Here is a 25364-nt window from a genome sequence, read left to right as displayed (position 1 = left end):
TACATCGTTAGCGCGCGCGGGCGCGGGGTGCGACAACTGGACCCGTGATCCGACCTCCCAGCGACCCGGTCGAGCGCCCGCTCGTCGGCGCCGTCGCCGCCCTCTCCCTCGCACGTGGCATGTTCTTCGCGGTCAGCGCGCTCTACTTCACCCGCACCGTCGGTCTCTCGGCGGTCACCGTCGGCATCGGCCTGACCGTCGCCGGCGCCGTCGGCGTCGTGGCGACGTACGCAGGTGGGCGGCTCAGCGACCGATGGGGTGCCGACCGGGTGCAGCTGTGGGCGATGGCGAGCTACGGCATCGCCCTGCTCGCCTACGCCCTGGCCCGCGACGTGGTGGCGTTCGTGCTGGTCGCGACCTGGGTCTCGGCCTCGCGCGGCTTCCAGTCGAGCGCCCAGTCGACACTGGTCGCGCGCTGGTTCGACGGCCCCGACCGGGTGGCGGTGCGGGCCCGGCTGCGCGTGGTCATGAACGTGATGATCGGGGTGGGGACGCTGCTCGCGGCGGCGGCGCTGGCCGTGGACACCGGAGCGGCCTACCGCACCACGATGGTGCTCGTCGGCGTACTCACCACGCTCGCGGCGGTGCCGCTCCTCGGTCTCAGGCACCGGGTCACCGGGCTGGGCGCGAGGATGGACGCCGGCTCCGGTCCGACGGCGGCCAAGGGGCCCTCACCGCTGCGGGACCGCACCTATGTCACCGCGACCGTGCTCAGCGGGGTGATGGCGATCCACTTCGGGGTGACCTCGATCGGGGTGCCGCTGTGGGTGGCCGACCACACCGACGCGCCGACGGTCCTGGTCTCGGTGCTCCTGGTGGTGAACACGGTCTACGTGGCGCTCTTCCAGGTGCGGGCCTCGCGCGGCACCCACGACATCGCGACGGCAGGTCGGGCCGTGAGGGGTGCCGGGTTCCTGCTGCTCGCCGCCTGCCTGCTCTTCGCCGTCGCGGCCTATCTGGGCCCGGTGGCCGCCACCGTGTTCCTGCTGCTCGCTGCGCTCGCCTCCTCGGCCGCCGAGACGCGCGGTGAGGCGGGCAGCTGGGGCCTGGCCTTCGAGCTCGCCGACCCAGAGCGTGCCGGGGCCTACCAGGGCGTGAGTCAGATGGGCTACGCGCTGGCCCACATGCTCGCGCCCCTGGTGGTCACAGCCACCGCGATCGACCACGGCACCGGCGGATGGATGGTCCTGGGTGCGCTCTTCGCCGTCACCGGGATCCTCACCGCGGTGCTCGCCCGGCACGCGGCGGCAGCTCGGGAGAAGGAGCCTCAGCGCAGCGAGTACGTCGCCAGCGAGACGCCGGTGTAGTGCACGATGAACGCCAGGATCGTGAAGGTGTGGAAGACCTCGTGGAAGCCGAACCACTGCGGCCACGGGTTGGGCCGCTTGAAGCCGTAGATGACGCCGCCGGCGGTGTAGAGCGCCCCGCCGACACAGATCAGCGTGAAGGTGGCGATCCCGATGCCGAGGCCGAGCGCGACCGCGCCGGAGAAGAACGACGGGATGAAGAAGATCGCCGCCCAGCCGAGCGCGATGTAGTTCGGGACGTACAGCCAGCGCGGGGCCTCGGGCCAGAAGACCCGGAAGAAGACGCCCAGGATGGCCCCGGTCCACACCACCGAGAGCAGCACGACCTGGGTGACGCCGTCGAGGAGCAGCAGCGAGAAGGGGGTGTAGGAGCCCGCGATCATCAGCATGATGTTGGCGTGGTCCCAGCGCTTCAGGATGGTGTGGGACCGGGCGCTCCACTTACCCATCGCGTTGCCGCGGTGGTAGACGGCGGAGACGGTGAAGAGCAGCAGCGCGGCCATCGTGAACACCGCCGCACCGAGCCGTGGCGCCCCCGAGGGAGCGAGCACGATCAGCACGATCCCGGCGGCGAGGGTGAGCGGAGCGCTGGCCAGATGGATCCAGCCGCGCAGCTTCGGGAGGGCCTCGTGAACGGTCGAGGAGACCGAGTCGGTGATCGTGCCGACCTTGAGGCGCATCGCGTCCGTCATCTCGCTCATAAGCGCCAAGGCTATCGGCTCGACCTGAAGAAGGGATGAACCCCGTCCCGCTGGGAGATGTGGGCACGGCGCCGATACTCTTCTGCCGTGGCAGACTGGAAGGAAGGCGTACGGCGGGTTCTCTACCCCGCCTACGAGGCGCGGATGCTCCGCAAGCTCGATTCCTCCAAGCTGCCCAAGCACGTCGGGGTGATGCTCGACGGCAACCGTCGCTGGGCCAAGGAGGTCGGCCAGTCGACGGCCCACGGCCACCGCGCCGGCGCGGCCAACATCGAGCCGCTGCTCACCTGGTGCGACGAGATCGGCATCGAGGTGGTCACCCTGTGGCTGCTCTCCACCGACAACCTCAACCGCCCCGCCGACGAGCTCGCGCCGCTCCTCGAGATCATCGCCGACGCGGTCGACTCGCTGGCGGACGTACGCCGCTGGCGGCTGCACCCCGTCGGCGCGCTCGACCTCCTGCCCGACTGGCTCTCGCAGCGTCTCAAGGCCGCCGAGGAGGCGACCCGGGACGTCGACGGGATGCTGGTCAACGTCGCGGTCGGCTACGGCGGACGCCGCGAGATCGCCGATGCCGTACGTGCCCTGCTCAACGAGCACGCCACCCGCGGCACCTCGCTGGAGGAGCTCGCCCAGATCATCGACGTCGAGCACATCGCCGACCACCTCTACACCAAGGGCCAGCCCGACCCCGACCTGGTGATCCGTACCTCGGGGGAGCAGCGCCTGGGCGGCTTCCTGCTGTGGCAGAGCGCGAAGTCGGAGTTCTACTTCTGCGAGGCCTACTGGCCCGACTTCCGGCGTACGGACTTCCTGCGTGCCCTGCGCGCCTACGCCCACCGCGAGCGTCGTCTCGGAAGGTGACCGCTGGCCGGAACAATTCGGCGGTGTCACCAGGAGTTCACAAAGAAAAATCGTTCGTGTTGCCACGGACCGTTGGTCCGGCGTCGTAGCGTTGTACCAACGGCGGGGAACAAATTCCCGTCGCACCTGGAGGCCCGTTACGTGAGAAGTCACGAACCGAACCTGTGTCAGGATTCCATCGATCCTGACGGGTGTGAGGCGGTCGGCACCCCGACTGACGGTCCACCGTCCGGTCCATCTGATTAGTGATGAGATGACCGGACTCATGGGTGTATGAGCCGGTCGCGAGAGGTGATCCGCGTGGCCAACCCAACCACGAACGAGCACGTCACCGAGGCCGATACGTCGGCCGCTCCGACACCGGCGTCGGAGTCTTCCCCCTCGGCCGAGAGCGAGTCGCCGCACCCGCGGACGTTCGTTCTCGACACCAGCGTCCTGCTCTCGGACCCGAAGGCCATGACGCGCTTCGCCGAGCACCAGGTCGTCCTCCCGGTGGTGGTCATCACCGAGCTGGAGGGGAAGCGGCACCACCCGGAGCTGGGCTACTTCGCCCGCTCCGCACTCCGGCAGCTCGACGGGCTGCGGGTCACCCACGGCCGCCTCGACACGGCGGTTCCGGTCGGTGAGGAAGGCGGCACGATCCGTGTCGAGCTCAACCACACCGACCCGTCCTCGCTGCCGAGCGGCTTCCGGCTCGGGGACAACGACACCCGGATCCTCGCGGTCGCGCGCAACCTGAAGGGTGACGGGCTCGACGTCACCCTGGTCTCCAAGGACCTGCCGATGCGGATCAAGGCGTCCGCGGTCGGGCTGAAGGCCGAGGACTACCGCGGTGAGCGGATCAACGACTCCGACCCGGGCTACTCCGGGATGGCCGAGCTGGACGTCACCTCAGCGTCCCTCGACGAGCTCTACGACGACGGCGTCCTCGAGCTCGACGCGGCCCGCGACCTGCCCTGCCACACCGGTCTCGTGCTGATGTCGGACCGCGGCACCGCGCTGGGCCGGGTCGGCCCCGACAAGCAGGTCCACCTCGTCCGTGGTGACCGGGAGGTCTTCGGGATCCACGGCCGCTCCGCGGAGCAGCGGATCGCGCTGGAGATGCTGCTCGACCCCGAGGTCGGCATCGTCTCCCTCGGTGGCCGGGCCGGCACCGGGAAGTCCGCGCTGGCGCTGTGCGCCGGGCTGGAGGCGGTCATGGAGCGCAACCAGCACAAGAAGGTGCTCATCTTCCGCCCGCTCTTCGCCGTCGGCGGCCAGGAGCTCGGCTACCTGCCCGGCACCGAGGGCGAGAAGATGTCGCCGTGGGGCCAGGCGGTCTTCGACACGCTCTCCGCGGTGACCACGCAGGACGTGATCGACGAGATCATCGACCGGGGCATGCTGGAGGTGCTGCCGCTGACCCACATCCGCGGCCGGTCGCTGCACGACTCGTTCGTGATCGTCGACGAGGCCCAGTCGCTGGAGCGCAACGTGCTGCTCACGGTGCTCTCCCGTATCGGCGCCAACTCGAAGGTCGTGCTCACCCACGACGTCGCCCAGCGCGACAACCTCCGAGTCGGTCGCCATGACGGCGTGGTCGCGGTGATCGAGAAGCTGAAGGGTCACCCGCTCTTCTCCCACGTCACCCTGACCCGCTCCGAGCGTTCGCCGATCGCCGCGCTCGTCACCGAGATGCTGGAGAACGTGGTTCCGTGATGCCGTAATCATTGTCACGTCAACGGCCCCGGACCTGTAAGGTCTGGGGCCGTTGTGATTTCTGTGACTCATGTTACGGAAGTGATGCTCAGGACGGTCATTTCTGACCCACAAACGGTGCGTCCGGTTTGATACGAGGTTGGTGCTCATGCATTGTTTGCGGGTCTGTAATGCCTCAGCCCCCGAATGAGAGCCCGTGACCAAGCCTGTTCATCGCGCCCCGCGACATCGTGGTGCGCCAGCGAATCCGCTTGTCGACGTTCCGCACAAGGCTGCGCGTACGACCGCCAAGACAACCCTCCTCCTCTCCGTCCTCGCCCTCGGCGGGACCGGCGCGGCAGTCGCAGGAGGGGTGGCCTACGCCGGCCCCGCCTCCGACGACCCGACGCTCAGCGCGGGTGAGTCGGCAGCCGCCGACATCCCCGAGCTGACCGACGCCCAGCGCGCCGCGATCGAGGCCGAGTCCGCCGCCCGCGGCGGCGAGACCTCCCTGTCGCGCTCGGCCGGTGACCGCCGCGAGGTCGCCGACCCCGGCAAGCAGGCCGCCCTGTCGGCCGGCAACGACGTACGCGCCATCGCCGGCGTCGAAGAGATCGAGATCGACCTGCGCAACCCCCGAGACATCGCCAAGTCGATGCTCGGCGACTTCGGCTGGGGTCTGGACCAGTTCTCCTGCCTCGAGCCGCTCTGGGACAAGGAGTCGGGCTGGAACCCGTCCGCCGCCAACCCGTCCTCCAGCGCCTACGGCATCCCGCAGGCCCTCCCCGGCTCCAAGATGGCCTCCGCCGGCGACGACTGGGAGACCAACCCCGCCACCCAGATCGAGTGGGGCCTCGGCTACATCAACGACCGCTACGGTTCGCCCTGCGGCGCCTGGAGCCACTCGCAGTCCGTCGGCTGGTACTGAGCAACCGCCGAGTCGGCTCATCCTGACACCAAATCACGCCGAGTCGGCTCGTTATAACGCGCCGACTCGGCGTGGATCTTGGTCAGGATGAGCCGACTCGGCGATTCAGGGGTGGGTCATCGACTCGACGTCCAGGGCCTCGTCCAGCTGCGCCTCGGTGAGGGTGCCGTCAGCGACGTACCCGAGCTTGATCACGGTCTCCTTGATCGTGGCGCCCTCGGCGAGGGCCTGCTTGGCGACCTTGGCGGCGGCCTCGTAGCCGATGTACTTGTTGAGCGGCGTGACGATCGAGGGGGAGGACTCGGCGTAGGCGCGGAGACGCTCGGGGACGGGGACGATCCCGTCGACGGTGCGCTCGGCCAGGACGGTCATCGAGGTGGCGAGCAGGCGGATCGACTCCAGGATGTTGCGGGCCATCACCGGCATCGCGACGTTGAGCTCGAAGGCGCCCGAGGCACCGGCGGCGGTCACCGCGGCGTCGTTGCCGATCACCTGGAAAGCCACCATCAAGGTCGCCTCCGGTACGACCGGGTTGACCTTGCCGGGCATGATCGAGGAGCCCGGCTGGAGGTCGGGCAGGTGGATCTCGGCCAGGCCCGTGGTGGGGCCCGACGACATCCAGCGCAGGTCGTTGTTGATCTTGATCAGGCCGACCGCAAGCGTCTTGAGGACGCCGGAGAGCTCGACCAGCGAGTCGCGGGTGCCCTGGGCCTCGAAGTGGTTGCGGGCCTCGGTGAACGGCTGGCCGGTGCGGCCCGCGAGCTCGGCGATCACGGCCTGCGGGAATCCGGCGGGCGTGTTGATGCCGGTCCCGACCGCGGTGCCGCCGAGCGCCAGCTCGCGCACCCGGGGGAGCACGGACTCGAGCCGCTCGGCCGCGTAGCGGACGGTGGCCGCGTACCCTCCGAACTCCTGGCCCAGGGTGACCGGCGTCGCGTCCATCAGGTGCGTACGTCCCGACTTCACCAGGCCGGAGAACTCCTCGGCCTTCGCCTCCAGCGAGCCGGCCAGCACGTCGATCGCGGGCAGCAGCTGCTCGGTGACGGCGACGGCGGCGGCGACGTGGATCGCGGTCGGGAAGGTGTCGTTGGAGGACTGGGAGGCGTTGACGTGGTCGTTGGGGTGTACGTCGCCCCCGGACCGCGCCACCAAGGAGGCGATCACCTCGTTGGCGTTCATGTTGGACGACGTGCCTGATCCGGTCTGGAAGACGTCGATCGGGAACGCGTCGTCGTGCTTGCCCTCGGAGACCTCGCCCGCGGCGGCGATGATCGCCTCGGCCTTGTCGCCGGGCAGGACGCCGAGGTCGAAGTTGGCCTTGGCCGCGGCTGCCTTCACATGGCCGATCGCATGGATCAGCGCCGGCTCGATCGGCGTACCCGAGATGGGGAAGTTCTCCACGGCCCGCTGGGTCTGGGCGCGCCACAGCGCGTCCTTCGGGACCCGGACCTCTCCCATGGAGTCGTGCTCGATGCGAAAGCTCATGTCGTCCTTCATGTCGGCCATGTCTGGTTCAACCTTTGACTAGTTGGTGCCATTCCTCGGTGAGACCGTCCCCACATAGAGCCAGTAGGTCTCCGAGTGTCCCTGCAGGTCGACGGGGTAGGAGAGCGCCTCGGCGTCGTCGAAGACCTGTGCCATGACCTCCAGCAGCGCCGGAGCCTTCGCCGCCGACCACACCACCACGGTGCCACCCGGGGCGGTCGCCCGCCGCGCATCGGCCAGCGCGGGCGCCTCGTAGAGCGCCCCGTTGGCGTCGTGGACCAGGTAGCCGGGGCCGTTGTCGACATCCAGCAGCACGACGTCGTACGCCTCCGGCCGGCTCTCCCGCAGGACCACCGCCACGTCGGCGACCTCGATGTGAACGCGATCGTCGTCGAGGAGCTCGGGACCGTGCGGGACCCTCCCGGTGCGCATCCACTCGACCAGCCGCGGCTCGATCTCGACGACCGTGACCGCCTCGACCCGCGGGTCGGCCAGCACCGCCTCGAGGGTGAAGCCGAGCCCGAGGCCACCGATGAGCACGTGCTTCGGCTCCGGGTGCAGGTCGAGCGCGTGCGTGGCCAGCGCCTTCTCGGTCGAGGTCTCCCGGGTGTCCATCACGAAGATCCCGTTGGCCCGCAGCTCCAGGTGGCCGTCCGCTCGATGCCGTAGCGCCAGCCCACCGTGCGCGCTGCGCGCGCTTACTCCCTCGCTCGGCGCGGATGGACGAGCAAGCTCGCCATCCGACCTCGCTCCGGTCGTCTCGACGATCACCGATTCAGTCCCACTCACGGTTCCATTGTGTCGGATCTGGGTACCGGGCCGGTCATGAGCGATGACGACACCCAGTTCCCAGCCCAGCAGCAGAAGCCTCCAGGGCTCACCGGCGAGATGGATCCGCAGCCGGACCACGGCGAGTCCAGCTACCAGGGTCACGGCCGCCTCGACGGCAAGGTCGCGCTCATCACCGGTGCCGACTCCGGCATCGGCCGCGCGGTCGCCATCGCGTACGCCCGCGAGGGGGCCGACGTGGCCTTCACCTACCTCCCGGAGGAGGAGCCGGACGCGCAGACGACCTCGAAGCTGGTCGAGGAGGCCGGACGTACGCCGCTGGCCATGCCGATCGACCTGCGCGAGCGCGAGGCGTGCGACGAGGTCGTCGAACGCACCGTGCAGGAGCTCGGCGGCCTCGACATCCTGGTCAACAACGCCGGCTACCAGTTCGCCCGCGACAAGGGCCTAACGGACATGGACGACGAGCGGATCGACCGGACGTTCAAGACCAACCTGTACGCCCTGCTCTGGCTGACCCGGGCAGCCGTCCCGCACCTGCAGAAGAGCAACGGCTGTGTCATCAACAACGCCTCGATCCAGGCGTACGAACCCTCGACCAGCCTGCTCGACTACGCCGCGACCAAGGCAGCCATCAACAACTTCACGGTCAATCTCGCCGCCGAGCTCGGGCCCGACGGGGTGAGGGTGAACGCGGTGGCACCGGGCCCGATCTGGACTCCTCTGCAGCCGGCGACACAGGCGCCGGAGAAGGTGCAGAGGTTCGGGGCCAACACGCCGCTGGGACGCGCCGGTCAGCCGGCCGAGGTCGCGCCTGCCTTCGTGTTCCTGGCATCTCCGGCCGAGGCGTCCTACGTCTCCGGCACCGTCCTCGGGGTGACTGGGGGACGGCCGGTGTTCTGATGCCCGCAAGCGGCTTGCACAGCGACGGGGTCGAGGGTGGTGGCCCGGAGGAGGGACCGGAGGAGCGGATCACCCGCAACTGGAACGAGCTCCTCCAGGAGCTGCGGGTGCTGCAGACGGGCGTGCAGATCCTCACCGGTTTCCTGCTGACGGTCCCGTTCTCATCCCGTTTCGCGGACCTGACCGACCACCAGCAGGCGATCTACCTCGTCGTGCTCGTCGGTTCGGTGATCACCACCTCCCTGATCATCGCCCCGGTCTCCTTCCACCGGATGCTGTTCCGTCGCCGGCAGCGGCGGTGGCTGGTCACGGCCTCGCACCTGTGCGCACGGGCCGGGCTGGTGGGCTTCGCCATCGTCTCGGCACTGGTCGTGCTGCTCGTCTTCGACGTCGTCCTCTCCTTCGGAGCAGGGGTCGTCGCCGCCGTGGCCGTCCTCATCCTGTTCGTCTCGCTGTGGGCGGGGCTGCCGCTGCTCAACGGGCGGAACAACTCTCACTGACCCCGTGTGATCAGCACCACACCGGGAGTACGCTGGTCTGAAACCGAGTCTGGTGGGCTTATGTGGTCGTTCTTCTGGATCCTCGTCGCGGTGCTGCTCGGAGTGGCCGAGGCGTTCACGATGACGCTGGCGTTCGCTTTCGTCGCCGGCGGGGCGCTGCTTGCCGCGGGCAGCGCGGCCCTCGGCGCGCCGGTGCTGGTGCAGCTGCTCGTCTTCGTCGTCGCGGGCGGCGGCAGCGTGCTGCTGGTGCGGCCGGTCGCGCGTCGCCACATGTCCTTGCCGCCGGCGGTGCGGGACGGCACCGACGCTCTCATCGGTCGTCAGGCGGTCGTCACCGCGGAGGTCAGCTTCGAGCACGGACTGGTGCGCCTCGCGGGTGAGGAATGGTCGGCCAGGCCCTATGACGAGGACCTGATCATCCCGGTCGGATGCCGGGTGGACGTACTCGAGATCGAAGGCGCGACGGCGCTCGTGCACCCGCGCGACCCGCTGTCGCTGTCTCCCTAGAGGAGGGCGTACGAGATGGAACTTCTGCTGATCGTTCTGGTCATGGTCGCGCTGGTGGTGGGGGCGGTCGCCTCGACGGTGCGGATCGTGCCACAGGCCCGGCGCTACAACATCGAGCGTTTCGGGCGCTACCGGATCACCTTGCAGCCGGGGCTCAACTTCGTGATCCCGCTGGTGGACCGGGTCAACACCAAGCTGGACGTGCGCGAGACGGTCTACTCCTCCAACCCGCGTCCGGTGATCACCGAGGACAACCTGGTGGTCAACATCGACACGGTGCTCTACTACCAGATCACCGACCCGAGGGCGGCCGCCTACGAGGTCGCCAACTACCTGCAGGCGATCGACCAGCTCACCGTCACCACGCTGCGCAACCTGATCGGCTCGATGGACCTGGAGAAGACGCTGACCTCGCGCGAGACGATCAACGCTCGGCTGCGGGAGGTGCTCGACGACGCCACCGGGAAGTGGGGGATCCGGGTCAACCGGGTCGAGATCAAGGCGATCGACCCGCCGGCCTCGATCAAGGAGGCGATGGAGAAGCAGATGCGCGCCGAGCGTGACAAGCGCGCCGCCATCCTGCACGCGGAGGGCAAGCGGGCCTCGCTGATCCTCGAGGCCGAGGGCACCCGGCAGAGGTCGATCCTGGAGGCAGAGGGCAACCAGCAGGCACGGGTGCTCGAGGCCGAGGGTGAGGCCACGGCGCTGGAGCGGGTCTTCCAGGCGGTCCACGCCAACGACGCCGACGCCAAGGTCCTGGCCTACAAGTACCTCGAGATGCTGCCCTCGCTCGCCTCCCACGGCAACTCGTTCTGGGTCATCCCCGGCGAGCTCACCGAGGCGATGCGTACGGTCACCGGCGCCTTCTCCGACAACGCCTCCTCGATGCGGTCGGCCAAGGTCTCGGAGAACGGCGACGCACGACGTACGCCGCCGGTTCCCTCGCCTCGCGACGCCATCGAGCAGGCCGAGCACGAGGCAGCCAAGGCCGTCGAGGCGGCCCACGAGGAGGCGGCCCGGGCGGATCGCATCATCGGCTGACGTACGTCGGTAGCCTGACCGGCATGTCGCCGGTTCTCGTGGTCGTGCTTGTCGTCGTCGCGGTCGTCGTCGGGATGCTGATGAGCGTCAAAGTCGTGCCGACGGCGACCTGCTTCGTGGTCGAGCGCCGCAGCCGGTACCGGACGATGCTGCAGCCCGGCCTTCACCCCGTCGTGCCGCTGCTGGACCGGGTCGTGGCTCGGTTCGACATGCGCGAGCAGGTGCTGTCGATGCGGGAGCCGCTCGTCTGCCGCGACAACTTTGTCTGCGAGGCGGCGCTGGAGGTCTACTTCGAGGTCGAGGACCCGTCGATCGCCTATCGCGTCGACGAGCCTCAGCAGCAGCTCGAACGCGCCATCCGTGACAAGCTGCGAGAGTTCGCCGGAATCGTCGACCGGGACGAGCTCCTCACCTCCGCCCAGCGCCTGACAGACGTCGCGTACGACGCCACCCGCCGATCCCGCGAGGAATGGGGCATCCGCGTCACGCGCGTCGCGGTCACCGACCTCCAGCATCGGTGACCGAAAACCTGGTGCGGCGAGCGGTCACGGGCTGACAGCATCGGGCCATGTCGCTGTCCACTCCGACGCTCGTCACGACGCGGTTGCGGCTGCGTCCGTTCGCCGACACCGACGCGGATGATCTCTTCGCGTTGCAGAGCGACGCCCACGTTCTGCGCTACTGGGACTCACCGCCGTGGACCGACCGTGCCCGCGCCGGGAAGTTCATCGCCAGGTCTCAGGAGATGGCGCAGGAGGGGGACGGCGTCCGGCTGGTCATCGAACGGAACTCCGTGTTTCTCGGCTGGTGCACCTTCAACTCGTGGAACCCGGAGTTCCGCAGCGCCTCGCTCGGCTACTGCCTCGGCGAGGCAGCCTGGGGTCAGGGGTATGCGACCGAGGCGGCTGGTGCCTTGCTGGCCTGGGCCTTCGACACTCTCGACCTCAACCGGGTCCAGGCGGAGGCCGACACCCGCAACGCCGCCTCGGCCCGGGTGCTGGAGAAGCTCGGGTTCGAGCTCGAGGGGACGCTGAGAGAGGACTGCGTCGTGAACGGCGACGTCTCGGACTCGTGGGTCTTCGGGCTGCTCCGGCGGGAGTGGCTCGCCCGGCAACGGGGTACCGCAGGGACATGAGCCACGGGCCGAAGCCCCTGCGACACGCCGCATGTCGGTGTGTCCCAGGGGCCGTCAGGTGCGTTCGTGGCCCCCAGCAGGATCAGCCGAAGAGGTCACCCAACCAGGACTCCTTGTGGTGGCTGCGGCGCTTGTCGTAGCGGCGGTCGTCGTCGTCATAGTCGCGCCGCTCGTACTCCCGCTTCTCATAGCGTCGCTCGTCGCGCTTCTCCTGGCGCGGCTGCTGGTAGCCGCCGGGCTGCGGGGCGCCGACGGACCGTTCGATGATCTTGTCGATCTCGCCGCGGTCCAGCCACACACCACGGCACTGCGGGCAGTAGTCGATCTCGATGCCTTGGCGCTCGCTCATCACCAGGGTGGCACCGTCGATGGGGCACTGCATGGGGGTCTCCTCGTCGTCGGGGATCGGCGCCCATCAACCTAGCCGGTCGCCCCGCATCGCCGAGGCCCATCGCCGGCCGACGTCCGCTCAGCGCTCCTTGGAGCGCACCCGGATCCCGGTGAGGGGGACCGTGGTGGTGCCGGAGGGGTCGGTGAAGAAGTCGTTGCCCTCGCCGTCGACGACGATGAAGGCGGGGAAGTTCTCGACCTCGATCTTCCAGACCGCCTCCATGCCGAGCTCGGGGTACTCCAGCACCTCGACGGACTTGATGCAGTCCTGAGCGAGCCGCGCGGCGGGGCCGCCGATGGAGCCGAGGTAGAAGCCGCCGTAGGTCCCGCAGGCCTCGGCCACGACCTTGGAGCGGTTGCCCTTGGCGAGCATGACCATCGAGCCGCCGGCTGCCTGGAACTGCTCGACGTAGGAGTCCATCCGGCCCGCGGTGGTGGGGCCGAAGGAGCCGCTCGCCATGCCCTCGGGCGTCTTGGCCGGCCCGGCGTAGTAGACCGGGTGGTCCTTGAGGTACTGCGGCATCTCCTCGCCGGCGTCGAGGCGCTCCTTGATCTTGGCGTGCGCGATGTCGCGGGCCACGACCATCGGACCGGACAGGGAGAGCCGGGTCTTGATCGGGTGCTGCGACAGCGTCTCCAGGATCTGCGCCATCGGCTGGTTCAGGTCGATGTCGACGACCTCGCCGGCCGAGATCTCCTCGGCCATGCCGGCGTCGGGCATGTACTGCGCCGGGTCGGTCTCGAGCTGCTCGAGGAACACTCCGTCGCGGGTGATCTTGCCCAGTGCCTGACGGTCCGCGGAGCAGGAGACCGCGATCGCCACCGGGCAGCTCGCGCCGTGGCGGGGCAGGCGGACGACGCGTACGTCATGGCAGAAGTACTTGCCGCCGAACTGGGCGCCGATCCCGAAGGACTGGGTCAGCTCGAAGACCTTCTCCTCCAGGTCGGTGTCGCGGAAGCCGTGGGCCGACATCGACCCCTCGGTGGGGAGGTTGTCGAGATAGTGAGCCGAGGCGTACTTGGCGGTCTTCAGCGCGAACTCCGCGGACGTCCCGCCGATGACGACGGCGAGGTGGTACGGCGGGCAGGCGGCCGTGCCGAGCGAACGGATCTTCTCGTCGAGGAAGGTGAGGATCCGGTCGGGGTGCAAGATCGCCTTGGTCTCCTGGAACAGGAACGACTTGTTGGCCGAGCCGCCGCCCTTGGCCATGAAGAGGAACTTGTACTCCGGGCCGTTCTCGCCCTCGGTGGTCGAGTAGATCTCGACCTGCGCGGGGAGGTTGGAGCCGGTGTTCTTCTCCTCGTAGGTGGTCAGCGGCGCCAGCTGCGAGTAGCGCAGGTTGAGCTTGGTGTAGGCGTCGAAGACACCGCGGCTGACGGTCTCGGCGTCATCGGAGCCGGTCAGCACACCCTCGGACTTCTTGCCCATCACGATCGCGGTGCCGGTGTCCTGGCACATCGGCAGGATCCCGCCGGCGGAGATGTTGACGTTCTTGAGCAGGTCGAGCGCGACGAAGCGGTCGTTGCCGGAGGCCTCGGGGTCGTCGATGATCTTGCGCAGCTGCTTCAGGTGGGCCGGGCGGAGGTACTGGTTGATGTCCTTCATCGCCTCGGCGCTCAGCTGCCGGATCGCCTCGGGGTCGACCTTGAGGAACTTGCGCCCGTCGACCTCGATCTCTTCCACCCCCTCGGTGGTGATCAGCCGGTAAGGAGTGTCGTCCTTGCCGGTCGGGAGGAGGTCGGAGTACCGGAACTCAACGTCAGCCACGGAACGGAATCGTACGCCGCCATGGCCCCGGTCCCGGCTTCGGCTCCGACGCCGAGACCGGGGGCCACCGCATCCTCAGGAGTGGTCGTGGACGACCACGCCGCGGATGTTGGCGCCGTTGAGCAGGTCGTCGTAGCCCTCGTTGACCTGCTCGAGCGTGTAGGTGCGGGTGATCAGCTCGTCGAGCTTGATGTCACCCTTCTGGTAGAGCCCGAGGATCCGCGGGATGTCGTACGTCGGGTTGCAGTCGCCGAACAGGCTGCCCTTGATCGTCTTGCGGAACAGCGTGGTCACCGCGCCGGAGAGCTGGATCGTCGGCTCGGTGAGCTTGTTGAGACCGGTGAGGACCAGGATCCCGCCCTTGCCGATCACGTCGAAGCCGTCGGTGACGTTCTCGGTGGTGACCAGGCCCTGGGTGAGGATGGCGGAGTCGGCGAGCTGGCCTCGGGTCAGGTTGGTGACCTCGGCCAGCGCGGAGGCGGCGTCGGCGAAGGCGTGGGTGGCGCCGAGCTGGAGCGCGGCCTCGCGCTTGTTCTCCAGCGGGTCGACGGCGACGACGTACTTCGCGCCCGCGAGCCGCGCGCCCTGGACGGCGTTGATGCCGATGCCGCCGATGCCGTAGACCACGACGGTGTCGCCTGCCTTGACCGCCGCGGTGTTCACCGCGGACCCGAAGCCGGTGGGTACGCCGCAGCCGACCAGCACGGCCGACTCGAGCGAGAGGTCGTCGTCGACCTTGACCACCGAGTTCTGGTGGATGACTCCGTACTGGCTGAAGGTGCCGAGCATGCACATCGCGCCGTACTGGCCGGCGGGCCCGGAGATCGGGAACCGCTCGCCGGGCAGGTAGCCCTCGAGGATGGTCGCGCCCATGTCGCAGATCGACTGCTGGCCGTTGGAGCAGTAGCGGCAGGTGCCGCAGTTGGGGATGAAGGAGCACACCACGCGGTCGCCGGCCTTGACGCGGGTGACGCCGGGGCCGACCTCCTCGATGACGCCGGCGCCCTCGTGGCCGAGGACCATCGGCAGCCGGGCCTCGAGGTCGCCGTGGGCGATGTGTACGTCGGAGTGGCACAGGCCCGCATGCGTGTAGCGGATCAGCACCTCGCCCGCCTGGGGCTTGTCGAGGTCGAGCTCCTCGATCACGATCGGTTTGCCGGGTTCGTAGACGACGGCTGCCTTGGTCTTCATGCTGACTCCTAGCGTGTTCCGGAATGGAGCGGGGGATCGTTGCCACAGTCCCAGCGCCGTCGGCCATCGGGTGTTCAGAACCTGAACAGTTCGCTTCCGGTCGACAGAACCGCCGGTTAATGTGACGTAAGCCACATTCGATGGGGGGATGCTGTGCCGACCTCGACGTCATCGCCTGGACCGTCAGCGCCCGAGCGCATCGCCGCGTCCTGGCACCGCTCACGGCTCGCCGGGGTCGACCCGGTGCGAGCCCACGGATCGCTCTCTCCGGTCGACATCGACCCGCGCGGATCCCTCTACGAGGCGGCCGGACCGGTCCTGAACGAGCTCGCCGAGAACCTCGACGGCACGACGTACGCCACGGTGCTGGTCGATCGGGACTGCCGGATCGTGCATCGCTGGTGCGGCCGGGTGCAGGTGGCGAGGGCGTTCGACGGCCTCGGGGTCGACCTGGGCGCCAGCCTGCTCGAGGAGCGACTGGGCACCAACGCGCCCGGCACAGCGCTCGAGACCAGGCTCCCCGTGCAGGTGCACGGCCCGGAGCACTTCGCCGAGATGCTGCGCGAGTTCAGCTGCTTCGCGATGCCGATCCGGCACCCGGTGACCCACCGGATCGAGGGCGTCCTCGACATCACCTCCCTCGCCAGCGACGCCAACCCGCTCCTGCGGCCGGTGGTGCAGCGCGCGGTGACCGACATCCAGCGACGCCTCCAGGACGGCAGCCGCACCACCGACAAGCAGCTGCTGCTGGCCTTCCACGAGGCCGTGGTGTCGTGCCGCGGCGCGCTCGTCGCGGTCGGCGAGAACCTGACCGTGTCCAACCAGACGGCTCAGGACACCCTGACCGGCGCGGACATCGCCGTGCTGCGGATCCTGCTCCAGGACGTACATCTTCCGGGGGCGACGGTCATGGACATGAACCTGGAGTCGGGGGAGGCGGTCCATGTGCGCGCCGACGTGCTCGACACCCGCCGTCTGGCCGCGCTGGTGCGCATCGAGCCCCGCGAGCCACGCCGCGGGCTCTCGGTCAGCGCGCTCACCGAGACCGCCCGGGAGCCGGGGACGATCCTGGTGGCCGGCCCGCCGGGGTCGGGGCGTACGTCGCTGGCCAGGGAGCTCGCGCCGTCGTCGCCGATCACGCTGCTGACCGGCGCCACGACGGTCCTGGAGGGCGACGGCAACTGGGCCAAGCAGTTCCGGCGCCGGATGGCGGCCGGAGTGGGCACCGTCATCATCGACGGTCTCGAGCTGCTCTCCGACGCGCTGCTCGGAGTCGTCGCCGATGCGCTGGAGAGCCCCACCCGTGCCCACGTGGTGATGGTCTCGGCGCCGTTGACCGAGCTGTCCGAGCACACCGCGGCGGTGGCCGCGCTGGCCTCTCGCGTCGAGGAGAAGCTGCCGCTGGCCGCGCGGCGCGACGAGATCCCGGGGCTGGCCCGCGAGCTGCTCTCCGGGATCAACCCGGACGCCTTCCTGACTCCCGGCGTCGAGCGGATCCTGGTCGAGCACCGCTGGCCGGGCAACGTACGCGAGCTGCGGGCGGTGCTCGCCCATGCCGCCGCCCGGCGCCGGTTCGGCGCGATCGTCCCCGCCGACCTGCCGCCGAAGCTCGGTTCCGTGCTCGGCTCCGTGCCGGGGCCGCGGGCCGCCGTGCGGCCGCTCGACCAGGCCGAGCGCGACGTCATCCTGCACGAGCTGATCAAGCACGACGGCAACAAGGCCGCGGTCGCCCGCGAGCTCGGGATCTCGCGCACGACGCTGTACGCCAGGATGCGGGCCCTGCGGATCTCGACCTACTAGGGGTATCCCGCTGTGCGGGCCCTGGGCTGCGCGCCGTCGGGGGTGCGCGCTATGGTCGGAGACGTCCACACGGGAGTCCGCGGCAGCGGGCTGAGAGGGAGCTGGGGCCGCTCCGACCGTTACACCTGATCCGGATCATGCCGGCGAAGGAAGTGATTGGTTGTGCTTCTCCCACGTATTTTCGCCCTGGTCTCATCGAGCGACGACCTGGCTCTGCTGCCCGCCTTCGCCGAGGCCGGCGTCGCCGGTTTCCAGGTCCGCGACAAGTCCGCGACCACCCGTGAGCTGCTCGCGCTGACGGCCTCCGTGATCGAGCGGGTCGGGACGTACGAGGCCTGTGTGATCGTCGACGACCGGCTCGACGTGGCGCTCGCGGCCGGTGCGCACGGCGTCCACCTCGGGGCCTCCGACCTTCCGCCGGCCGAGGCCCGGCGGATCGCCGACGCGGTCGCTCCGGGGCTGGTCATCGGCGCGACCTGCCGGGACCGTGCCGCGGTCGAGGCGGCCGCCGCCGCGGGGGCGGACTACGCCGGCTTCGGGCCGGTCTTCGCCACCACCTCCAAGGCCGGGCTTCCCGGCCCGCTGGGCGTCGACGCGGTCAGGGCCGCCGCCGGCGTGCTGCCGCTGATCGCGATCGGCGGGATCTCGACGACGTCGGCCGGGGCCGTACGCGCAGCCGGCGCCCACGGGGTCGCCGTGATCGGCGGGCTCTGGCGACAACCCGACCCACGCCAAGCCGCGAAGGAGCTCGTGGAAGCCGTCGGCTGATGCGGGTGCGGATCCTCGGTGCCGGGATCGTCGGCCTGTCAGCGGCCGACGAGCTGATCCGCCGGGGGCACGACGTCACGGTGGTCGATCCGGCGCCGGGCTCGGGCGCGTCCTACGCCGCGGCCGGCATGCTCAGCCCGGCCGGTGAGGCCTGGTACGGCGAGGAGTCGCTGACCCGACTATGCCTGTCGTCGCTGGCCCTCTGGCCCGGGTTCGCCGAGCGGCTCGGGGTGCCGGTGCACACCCTCGGGACGCTGCTGGTCGGCGTCGACGCCGGGGACGTCCAGCAGGTCGAGCGGCAGCTAGCGGTGCTCGATCTCGCCGGGGTCTCCTACGAGAGACTTCTACGGCGCGAACTGCTCGCCCGCGAACCCGGCCTCGGCCGGGTCGCCGGTGGGGCTTTCCTCGCCGAGGACCACTCGGTCGACCCGCGTGCGGTCGTCGCGGCGCTGCTCGATCGGGTTGGCGACCGTGTTGGTCTCGACACGCCTCCGCCGAGCGGCTCCGGCGGCTCGACCAGCGGGAACCCGCCGTTGGTTGAGCCCGGTGAGCGCCAGCGAGCCGGTGTCGAAACCAACACAGTCGCTGACGTGACCGTCATCGCCACCGGTGCCCATCTGCCCGCCCCGTACTCCTCCCTCATCCGCCGCGTGCGCGGAGACGTGGTGCGCGTGCGGACGCAGGAGCCGGTGGAGCGGACGGTGCGGGCCTGGGCGCACGGCGAGCAGATCTACGTGGTGCCGCGGATCGACAGTGACGAGGTGGTCATCGGGGCGACCACGGAGGAGCGTGACGGTCCGCTGCTGCCGACCGTCGAGGGCGTGTGGCGGCTGCTCGACTCCGCCCGCCGGGTGGTGCCGGCGCTCGACCGGGCGAGCGTGGTGGAGGCGACCTCGCGGGACCGCCCGGGAACCGCCGACAACCTCCCGCTGGTCGGCCCGACCCACGAGCCGGGCGTCGTGCTCGCCGCGGGTGCCTACCGCAACGGGGTCCTGCTGGCGCCGCTCATCGCGCAGCTGGTGGCCGATCACATCGATACAGGGTCAGTGGAACCCGCGGTCGATCCGCGTCGGTTCCGGATGAAGGAGGACGGATGAGGATCACCGTGAACAGCGAGCCGGTGGAGGTCAGCGGCACCGTCGCCGACCTGCTCGAGGCCAGGACCGGCGACCGGCGGCCGAGCGGCATCGCCGTCGCCGTGGACGAAGAGATCGTGCCGCGTGACGAGTGGGCGCGATGGCCGCTCCAGGACGGTCATGTCGTCGAGATCGTGACGGCGGTGCAGGGCGGATGAGCACCCCACCGATGACCAGCCTGAAGATCGCCGGGCGCGAGCTTTCCTCACGCCTCTTCCTCGGCACCGGCGGCCTGCCCAACCTGGCCCTGCTCCCCGACGTCATCGACGCGGCCGAGCCCGGTCTGGTGACGGTATCGATGCGGCGTACGTCCTCGACGGCCTCCGGCGGGCTGCTCGAGACGCTGCGCGCGGCGAAGGTGCCGATCCTGCCCAACACCGCGGGCTGTCTCTCGGCACGCGAGGCGGTGCTGACCGCCGAGCTCGCCCGCGAGGCGCTGGAGACCGACTGGGTCAAGCTGGAGGTGATCGGCGACGAGACCTCGCTGATGCCCGACGCCGTCGAGCTCGTCGAGGCCGCCGAGCTGCTCGTGCGCAAGGGGTTCACGGTCCTTCCGTACGCCACCGACGACCCCGTCCTCGCCCGCCGGCTCGAGGACGCCGGCTGCGCGGCCGTGATGCCGCTCGGCTCGCCGATCGGGTCGGGGCTGGGGCTGCTGAACCCCTATGCCATCGAGGCGGTCGTGGCCGCGGTGTCCGTGCCGGTCGTGCTCGACGCCGGTGTCGGGACGGCCTCGGACGCGGCCCTGGCGATGGAGCTCGGCTGCTCCGCGGTCCTCGCCGCCACCGCGGTGACCCGTGCCGACGACCCGGTCGGGATGGCTCGCGCGCTGCGGCTGGCGGTCGAGGCCGGCCGGGCCGCTCGCGGTGCCGGACGGATCCCGCGGCAGGCGGTCGCCAGGGCCTCCTCGCCGATGGAGGGCCGGATCGCATGAACGCGCTGCCGCGACTGCTCGTCCTCACCGACCGCTCCCGGCTCCGCCTCGGCCGCGGCCTGCTCCCGACCCTGGCCGAGTGCGCGGAGGCCGGCCTGACCCACGTCGTGCTCCGCGAGCTCGACGAGTCGCCGGAGCAGCGCGCAGATCTGGCCGAAGCGCTCGCCGCGCTCGGGCTCGACGTGATCGCCGCCCACACCCCTCTCCCGGCAGCGGTTGGCCTTCAGCTGCCGTCCGCGGGGAGATGTAACACGTCGTTCGAAGGACTACACCTCGGCCGCAGCTGTCACAGCCCCGCCGAGGTCGCCCAGGCGGCCGAGGACGGGTTCGGCTACGCGATGCTCAGTCCCTACTCACTGACCGAGTCCAAGCCCGGTTACGGGCCGCCGCTCGGGCCGGAGCCGTTCCGGGACCTGCCGCTCCCGACGTACGCCCTGGGCGGGATCACCCCGGGAAACGCCGCCGAGGCGGTCGCCGCCGGTGCCCACGGTGTCGCCGTGATGGGCGCGGTGATGCGTGCCGAGGAGCCAGGACAGGTCGTGCGCGACCTCCTCGCCGCTCTCGCCACGACGGCGGTGACCTCATGAACCCGCCTGTCGCGCTCACCGTGGCGGGCACCGACTCCGGCGGAGCGGCGGGCACGGCGGCCGATCTGGCCACCTTCGCCGCGCTCGGGGTCCACGGAGCCTGCGTGATCACCGCCGTCACCGCCCAGGACACGACCGGGGTCAGCGACATCCACGCCATCCCGGTGGCCACCGTCGAGGCCCAGCTCCACGCCGTCTTCGCCGACCTCCCCGTCGCGGCGGTCAAGACCGGCATGCTCGGCAGCGCCGAGGCGGTCGAGCTCGTCGCCCGCCTCTGCGCCGGCCGGCCGCTCGTCGTCGACCCCGTCCTGGTCGCCACCTCCGGCGCGGTGCTCGGCGGGGAGGACGTACGCCGCGCCTACCTCGACCACCTCCTCCCCGTCGCCACCGTCCTCACCCCCAACCTCGACGAGGCCCGGGCCCTGGCCGGCCACGACGGGTCGCCCGAGGAGCTGGCCGAGGAGCTGGCCGGGATGAAGCCGGCGGTGATCGTCACCGGCGGTGACCCGGAGGCAACCGGGGCGTGCACCGACTGGCTCGCCGAGCCGGGGAGACCGCCGATCCCGCTCACCCATCCCGCCGTCCCGACGAAGAACGACCACGGCACCGGCTGCACCTACAGCTCGGCCCTGGCCGCCCACCTCGCCCACGGCGCCCCGCTGCGCGAAGCGGCGGAGCAGGCCGCTGCGTACGTCACCCGACAGCTCACCCGAAGCCAGCACTGGACCCTCGGCCGTGGCCGGGGACCGATCGCTCACACCAAGGAGACCGCATGACCGTCCACCCCGCCCACACCCGCCTCGAGCTCGGTGACCTGAAGGTCCCGGTGACTCGCGTACAGCTCACCAACGGCGAGACCTTCGACCGCTACTGCACCGAGGGCCCCGGATCCGAGCCGGAGCAGGGTCTCCCGCCGCGCCGCGACGAGTGGATCGAGGAGCGCCAGGACACCGAGACCTACCAGGGCCGACGGACCGAGCTGGTCGACAACGGCAAGGCAGCCGTACGCCGTGGAGAGGCCCGCCAGGAGTGGCAGGGCGAGCGCCGAGCCCCGCGCAAGGGCACCAATGTCACCCAGATGCACTACGCGAGAAAGGGCATCATCACCCAGGAGATGGCCTACGTCGCCGTCCGCGAGAGCTGCGACCCCGAGCTGGTCCGCGAGGAGGTCGCGGCGGGCCGGGCGATCATCCCGAACAACGTCAACCACCCCGAGTCCGAGCCGATGATCATCGGCAAGCGCTTCCTGGTGAAGATCAACGCCAACATCGGCAACTCCGCGGTCACCAGCAGCATCGCGGAGGAGGTCGACAAGCTCACCCACGCGATCACCTGGGGCGCCGACACGGTGATGGACCTGAGCACCGGCGACGACATCCACACCACCCGCGAGTGGATCCTGCGCAACAGCCCGGTCCCGATCGGCACCGTCCCGATCTACCAGGCCCTGGAGAAGGTCAACGGCGAGGCCGACAAGCTGACCTGGGAGGTGTTCCGCGACACCGTCATCGAGCAGGCCGAGCAGGGCGTCGACTACATGACGATCCACGCCGGAGTCCTGCTGAGGTACGTCCCGCTCACCGCCAACCGCGTCACCGGCATCGTGTCCCGCGGCGGCTCGATCATGGCCGGCTGGTGCCTCGCGCACCACCAGGAGAGCTTCCTCTACACCCACTTCGACGAGCTGTGCGAGATCTTCAAGCAGTACGACGTCGCCTTCTCCCTCGGTGACGGCCTCCGCCCGGGCTCCACCGCCGACGCCAACGACGAGGCCCAGCTCTCCGAGCTCCGGACGCTCGCCGAGCTGACCGAGCGGGCCTGGGAGCACGACGTACAGGTCATGGTCGAGGGCCCCGGCCACGTCCCGCTCAACCTGGTGAAGGAGAACGTGGACCTCCAGCAGGAGTGGTGCCATGGCGCGCCGTTCTACACGCTGGGCCCGCTCGCCACCGACATCGCGCCCGGCTACGACCACATCACCAGCGCCATCGGTGCGGCCACGATCGCGATGCACGGCACCGCGATGCTCTGCTACGTCACGCCCAAGGAGCACCTCGGCCTGCCGGACCGGGACGACGTGAAGACCGGCGTGATCACCTACAAGCTGGCCGCCCATGCCGCGGACATCGCCAAGGGCCACCCCGGCGCCCGCGACCACGACGACGCGCTCTCCAAGGCCCGCTTCGAGTTCCGCTGGCGCGACCAGTTCGCCCTCTCGCTGGACCCGGTCACCGCGGAGAGCTTCCACGACGAGACCCTGCCGGCCGAGAACGCCAAGACCGCTCACTTCTGCTCCATGTGCGGCCCGAAGTTCTGCTCGATGAAGATCAGCCAGGACGTACGCGACCGCTTCGGCGGTGAGAACGGCGCCTCGCCCGAGGAGATCGAGGCGGGCATGCTGGAGAAGTCGAAGGAGTTCGCGGCAGCGGGGAGCCGGGTGTATCTCCCGCTCGCCGACTGACCTGTCGGCTACGAGTCCGACCGCAGGCTCTCATAGATCCTCGCGAGTCCTTCCGAGCCGTGCCCTGCAGCGATCTGTCCGCTGATCAGTGCCTGGACGGCAGCGATGGGGGAGGGGGCGACCCCCTCCTCCTCGCTGGCGCGGACGATGTGCGAGAGGTCGGAGAACTCCAGGCTCTGCTGGCCCGCGACGGTGTAGTCGCCGCCGTCGATGACCTTCGCGTAGCCGGCGAGCTCCTCGGCCATGGCGGCGAGGAACGGCGCCTGCCGGGCGGCGAAGTCCGACGCGCTCATCCCCATGGTGGCCGCCATCGCGGCACCGTGGAAGAAGCCCGTGAACATCTGGTACATCCCCGACAGCATGGCCAGGTCCACCAGCGACGCCAGCCCCGCGTCCTCGCCGTGGAACTCGCTCGTGGCCCAGACCTCGAGCGTCGGCAGGAGAGCGTCGTACGCGGCGCGCGAGCCGCTGTAGAAGATCTGACCCGAGCGGGACCCGATCATGGCGGGCACGGCCATGATGGCGCCGTCGAGGTGGTCGATGCCGTGCTCGGCCGCCCAGGAGGCGAGGGCACGGGACTCGTTCGGCGTCGTGGTCGTGACGTTGACCAGGGTGCGGCCGCGCAGCTCGCCGACGGCCAGGTGAAGGGTCTTCTGGACGGAGGAGTGATCGAGCAGGCAGGCGATGACCACCGGGCTGGCCAGCACGGCCTCGGCGACCGTGTCCGCGGCACCGGCGCCGCGACCCACCAGCTCCGAGGCACGGCCGGGGGTGCGGTTCCAGACGGTCACGGAGCGGCCGGCGTCGAGCAGTGCGGCCGCCAGAGCGCTACCCATCGCGCCGAGGCCGAGCACGGTGACGTCGGTCGCGCGGGTGGGGTTTCGATTCGATTCAGGCACGACGTCCATGCTGGCGGACCTCGCCGGACTGGGGGAGTACGCACTATTTACTGGGGTACGCACCCGTCGGTAAGTGTCCTCGGAGTAAAGAATCAGGGTTGAACCCGAGAGACGGATGCGGCGCGCGCCGATAGCATCAACGATCATGGGACTCCCTGAACCACACCCCGGCCAGCCCCGCCGCGCCGACCTCCGGGTCAGCGACGCCGACCGCCACGCGGTGGCCGACATCCTGCGCGAGGCCGCGGGCGAGGGCCGGCTGGACATCGACGAGCTCGAGGAGCGGCTCGAGGAGACCTTCAAGGCCAAGACGTACGCCGACCTGGAGCCGATCACGCAGGATCTGCCGGTCGCGGGGCGGGCACCGGTGATGCCTGCGGCGCCGGCCGCCGGAGCGGTTCCCGTCGTCTACGGCGAGGGCGATGCGAACGACAGTGCCAGCGCGTTCCTGAGCAACGTCGAGCGCAAGGGTGTGTGGGTGGTTCCCCAGCACTTCTCGGTCAACGCGGTGCTGGGCGACGCCAACATCGACCTGCGCGAGGCGCACTACTCCGCCCGTGAGGTGGTCATCAGCGCCACCTCGGTCCTGGGCAGCGTCAAGGTCACCGTGCCACCGAACGTGCACGTGATCGTGGAGGGCAACGGAGTCCTGGGTGACTTCAAGGAGCCGTCGGAGAAGGTGCCCGAAGCGCTCACCGCGGACTCGCCGGTCGTGCGGGTACGCGGTATCGCGGTGCTCGGCGACGTGACCGTCAAGCGCCGGGGTCCGCGTCCGCCGAAGCGCACGCTGAAGCAGCATCTCGGCCTGGAGTGACGGCCATCGGGGGATTGTCGAAGCGCTTCTCGCAAGCCCCCACTAGCATTCGCCCCATGGGAACGACCCCCGAGCCATACCGCGGCCAGAATCCTGATCCGAACCTCCGGATCAGCGATGCCGACCGCCACAAGGTGGCCGACATCCTGCGCGAGGCCGCGGGCGAGGGACGCCTGGAGATCGACGAGCTCGACGACCGTCTCGAGGCGACCTTCAAGGCCAAGACGTACGCCGACCTGATCCCGATCACCGTCGACCTGCCCGCGGCGGGGACCCCGTCGCTTCCGGTGCCGGTGACCAAGCCCGCCACCGGGAACAGCCCTGCGGTCTACGCACAGACCCCGATCGAGAGCCAGCTCTACGTCGCGATCATGAGCGGCGTCGACCGGCGCGGGGTCTGGACGGTGCCGGCGACCGGCAACGTGATCGCCCTGATGGGCGGAGCCGAGCTCGACATGCGTCAGGCACAGTTCTCCGCGCAGGAGACCGTGATCTACGCCAACGCGATCATGGGCGGGGTCAACATCACCGTCGGCCCCGACGTCCAGGTCGTGATGCAGGGAGTCGGGATCATGGGCGGCTACGTCGGTCCGCGCGGGATCGAGCCGACCGGCGGTCCGGTGCTGCGGGTGAAGGGCCTGGCCCTGATGGGTGGCGTCACCGTCATCCGCAAGCCGCTGAAGGAAGCGAAGGGCTCCCGGCGGCTGAAGATGCCGCCGCCGCACGAGCTGCACTGAGCAACACCACGGGGCCGCACGCCCCTCCGGGTCCGCTCTGCG

General features: G+C 70.0%; 27 protein-coding genes and 1 riboswitch. Of the genes, 20 read left to right on the top strand and 7 right to left on the bottom strand.

Annotated features, from left to right (window positions below):
• Positions 1–44 precede the first annotated feature (44 nt).
• Positions 45–1307, top strand: a complete 1263-nt coding sequence (locus tag ACIRON_RS06970) for an MFS transporter (protein ID WP_402990745.1) — start codon at positions 45–47, stop codon at positions 1305–1307.
• Here the strand turns inward: ACIRON_RS06970 and ACIRON_RS06965 are convergent.
• Positions 1268–2008, bottom strand: coding sequence for a hemolysin III family protein (locus tag ACIRON_RS06965; protein WP_402990742.1), 741 nt, complete (start codon positions 2006–2008; stop codon positions 1268–1270). The two genes, ACIRON_RS06970 and ACIRON_RS06965, sit on opposite strands and share 40 nt — an antisense overlap.
• Before the next feature lie 87 nt (positions 2009–2095).
• Here ACIRON_RS06965 and ACIRON_RS06960 point away from each other — a divergent pair, with 87 nt between their 5' ends.
• From ACIRON_RS06960 to ACIRON_RS06950, 3 genes are all read left to right on the top strand, one after another.
• A complete protein-coding gene (locus ACIRON_RS06960) occupies positions 2096–2872 on the top strand; it encodes an isoprenyl transferase (protein WP_402990739.1) in 777 nt (258 codons plus the stop codon).
• A 300-nt stretch (positions 2873–3172) separates the two neighbouring features.
• On the top strand, positions 3173–4570 hold the full coding sequence (locus ACIRON_RS06955) for a PhoH family protein (protein WP_402990738.1): 1398 nt from the start codon (positions 3173–3175) through the stop codon (positions 4568–4570).
• A 196-nt stretch (positions 4571–4766) separates the two neighbouring features.
• A complete protein-coding gene (locus ACIRON_RS06950) occupies positions 4767–5477 on the top strand; it encodes a lytic transglycosylase domain-containing protein (protein ID WP_402990736.1) in 711 nt (236 codons plus the stop codon).
• A gap of 105 nt (positions 5478–5582) precedes the next feature.
• Here the strand turns inward: ACIRON_RS06950 and ACIRON_RS06945 are convergent, their stop codons facing one another.
• Complete coding sequence (locus tag ACIRON_RS06945) at positions 5583–6974, bottom strand: class II fumarate hydratase (RefSeq protein ID WP_402991191.1); 1392 nt, start codon at positions 6972–6974, stop codon at positions 5583–5585.
• Positions 6975–7001: 27 nt separating this feature from the next.
• On the bottom strand, positions 7002–7751 hold the full coding sequence (locus tag ACIRON_RS06940) for a spermidine synthase (RefSeq protein WP_402990733.1): 750 nt from the start codon (positions 7749–7751) through the stop codon (positions 7002–7004).
• A gap of 36 nt (positions 7752–7787) precedes the next feature.
• Between ACIRON_RS06940 and ACIRON_RS06935 the strand changes: the two genes are divergently transcribed.
• Genes ACIRON_RS06935 through ACIRON_RS06910 form a run of 6 tightly spaced genes read left to right on the top strand, consistent with a single transcriptional unit; the run spans position 7788 to position 11837 of the window.
• Positions 7788–8654: a glucose 1-dehydrogenase gene (locus tag ACIRON_RS06935; RefSeq protein WP_402990730.1), complete on the top strand. Its 867-nt coding sequence runs from the start codon at positions 7788–7790 to the stop codon at positions 8652–8654.
• Positions 8654–9154, top strand: coding sequence for a DUF6328 family protein (locus tag ACIRON_RS06930; RefSeq protein ID WP_402990727.1), 501 nt, complete (start codon positions 8654–8656; stop codon positions 9152–9154). Before ACIRON_RS06935 ends, ACIRON_RS06930 begins: the two co-directional genes overlap by 1 nt.
• 60 nt (positions 9155–9214) lie before the next feature.
• Positions 9215–9661, top strand: coding sequence for an NfeD family protein (locus ACIRON_RS06925; protein ID WP_091050312.1), 447 nt, complete (start codon positions 9215–9217; stop codon positions 9659–9661).
• A 15-nt stretch (positions 9662–9676) separates the two neighbouring features.
• The gene (locus ACIRON_RS06920) at positions 9677–10702 is read left to right on the top strand and encodes an SPFH domain-containing protein (protein ID WP_402990723.1); all 1026 of its coding nucleotides are present in this window, start codon (positions 9677–9679) and stop codon (positions 10700–10702) included.
• Between the two features lie 23 nt (positions 10703–10725).
• Positions 10726–11223 carry an SPFH domain-containing protein gene (locus tag ACIRON_RS06915; protein ID WP_402990720.1) on the top strand — a complete coding sequence of 166 codons (498 nt, stop codon included), beginning with the start codon at positions 10726–10728 and terminating at the stop codon, positions 11221–11223.
• Between the two features lie 47 nt (positions 11224–11270).
• A complete protein-coding gene (locus tag ACIRON_RS06910; protein WP_402990717.1) occupies positions 11271–11837 on the top strand; it encodes a GNAT family N-acetyltransferase in 567 nt (188 codons plus the stop codon).
• Positions 11838–11919: 82 nt separating this feature from the next.
• On the opposite strand, the gene ACIRON_RS06905 is transcribed toward ACIRON_RS06910, so the two are convergent.
• The 3 genes from ACIRON_RS06905 to ACIRON_RS06895 form a co-directional block, all read right to left on the bottom strand.
• Positions 11920–12219: a zf-TFIIB domain-containing protein gene (locus ACIRON_RS06905; protein ID WP_402990714.1), complete on the bottom strand. Its 300-nt coding sequence runs from the start codon at positions 12217–12219 to the stop codon at positions 11920–11922.
• A gap of 87 nt (positions 12220–12306) precedes the next feature.
• Positions 12307–13995 carry a fumarate hydratase gene (locus tag ACIRON_RS06900; protein ID WP_402990711.1) on the bottom strand — a complete coding sequence of 563 codons (1689 nt, stop codon included), beginning with the start codon at positions 13993–13995 and terminating at the stop codon, positions 12307–12309.
• A 75-nt stretch (positions 13996–14070) separates the two neighbouring features.
• A complete protein-coding gene (locus ACIRON_RS06895; protein ID WP_402990708.1) occupies positions 14071–15186 on the bottom strand; it encodes a Zn-dependent alcohol dehydrogenase in 1116 nt (371 codons plus the stop codon).
• A 153-nt stretch (positions 15187–15339) separates the two neighbouring features.
• On the opposite strand from ACIRON_RS06895, the gene ACIRON_RS06890 reads away from it, so the two are divergent.
• The 8 genes from ACIRON_RS06890 (at position 15340) to thiC (ending at position 22872) form a co-directional block, all read left to right on the top strand.
• Positions 15340–16986, top strand: coding sequence for a sigma-54-dependent Fis family transcriptional regulator (locus tag ACIRON_RS06890; protein WP_402990705.1), 1647 nt, complete (start codon positions 15340–15342; stop codon positions 16984–16986).
• A gap of 59 nt (positions 16987–17045) precedes the next feature.
• Positions 17046–17155, top strand: a riboswitch (TPP riboswitch).
• On the top strand, positions 17149–17754 hold the full coding sequence (gene thiE, locus ACIRON_RS06885; protein WP_402990702.1) for a thiamine phosphate synthase: 606 nt from the start codon (positions 17149–17151) through the stop codon (positions 17752–17754). Its footprint overlaps the riboswitch before it by 7 nt.
• Complete coding sequence (gene thiO / locus ACIRON_RS06880) at positions 17754–18851, top strand: glycine oxidase ThiO (RefSeq protein ID WP_402990699.1); 1098 nt, start codon at positions 17754–17756, stop codon at positions 18849–18851. The genes thiE and thiO overlap by 1 nt, the downstream gene beginning before the upstream one ends.
• Positions 18848–19048 carry a sulfur carrier protein ThiS gene (gene thiS, locus ACIRON_RS06875; RefSeq protein ID WP_402990696.1) on the top strand — a complete coding sequence of 67 codons (201 nt, stop codon included), beginning with the start codon at positions 18848–18850 and terminating at the stop codon, positions 19046–19048. Before thiO ends, thiS begins: the two co-directional genes overlap by 4 nt.
• Positions 19045–19824, top strand: a complete 780-nt coding sequence (locus tag ACIRON_RS06870; protein ID WP_402990693.1) for a thiazole synthase — start codon at positions 19045–19047, stop codon at positions 19822–19824. The genes thiS and ACIRON_RS06870 overlap by 4 nt, the downstream gene beginning before the upstream one ends.
• A complete protein-coding gene (locus tag ACIRON_RS06865; RefSeq protein ID WP_402990690.1) occupies positions 19821–20411 on the top strand; it encodes a thiamine phosphate synthase in 591 nt (196 codons plus the stop codon). Before ACIRON_RS06870 ends, ACIRON_RS06865 begins: the two co-directional genes overlap by 4 nt.
• The gene (gene thiD / locus ACIRON_RS06860; protein WP_402990687.1) at positions 20408–21187 is read left to right on the top strand and encodes a bifunctional hydroxymethylpyrimidine kinase/phosphomethylpyrimidine kinase; all 780 of its coding nucleotides are present in this window, start codon (positions 20408–20410) and stop codon (positions 21185–21187) included. Before ACIRON_RS06865 ends, thiD begins: the two co-directional genes overlap by 4 nt.
• Complete coding sequence (gene thiC, locus ACIRON_RS06855) at positions 21184–22872, top strand: phosphomethylpyrimidine synthase ThiC (RefSeq protein WP_402990684.1); 1689 nt, start codon at positions 21184–21186, stop codon at positions 22870–22872. Before thiD ends, thiC begins: the two co-directional genes overlap by 4 nt.
• A gap of 8 nt (positions 22873–22880) precedes the next feature.
• Here thiC and ACIRON_RS06850 read toward each other — a convergent pair whose 3' ends face one another.
• On the bottom strand, positions 22881–23780 hold the full coding sequence (locus ACIRON_RS06850; protein WP_402990681.1) for an NAD(P)-dependent oxidoreductase: 900 nt from the start codon (positions 23778–23780) through the stop codon (positions 22881–22883).
• A gap of 136 nt (positions 23781–23916) precedes the next feature.
• Between ACIRON_RS06850 and ACIRON_RS06845 the strand changes: the two genes are divergently transcribed.
• Positions 23917–24585 (top strand): DUF1707 domain-containing protein, encoded by a 669-nt coding sequence (locus tag ACIRON_RS06845; RefSeq protein ID WP_402990678.1) that lies wholly within the window; start codon positions 23917–23919, stop codon positions 24583–24585.
• A gap of 56 nt (positions 24586–24641) precedes the next feature.
• Positions 24642–25322 (top strand): DUF1707 domain-containing protein, encoded by a 681-nt coding sequence (locus tag ACIRON_RS06840; RefSeq protein WP_402990675.1) that lies wholly within the window; start codon positions 24642–24644, stop codon positions 25320–25322.
• Positions 25323–25364 lie beyond the last annotated feature (42 nt).

This window comes from Nocardioides sp. NPDC101246 (genome assembly GCF_044767415.1).
GTDB lineage: Bacteria > Actinomycetota > Actinomycetes > Propionibacteriales > Nocardioidaceae > Nocardioides.
The sequence above is the reverse complement of the archived record's forward strand: the minus strand, read 5'-3'. Positions and strand labels throughout refer to the sequence as shown.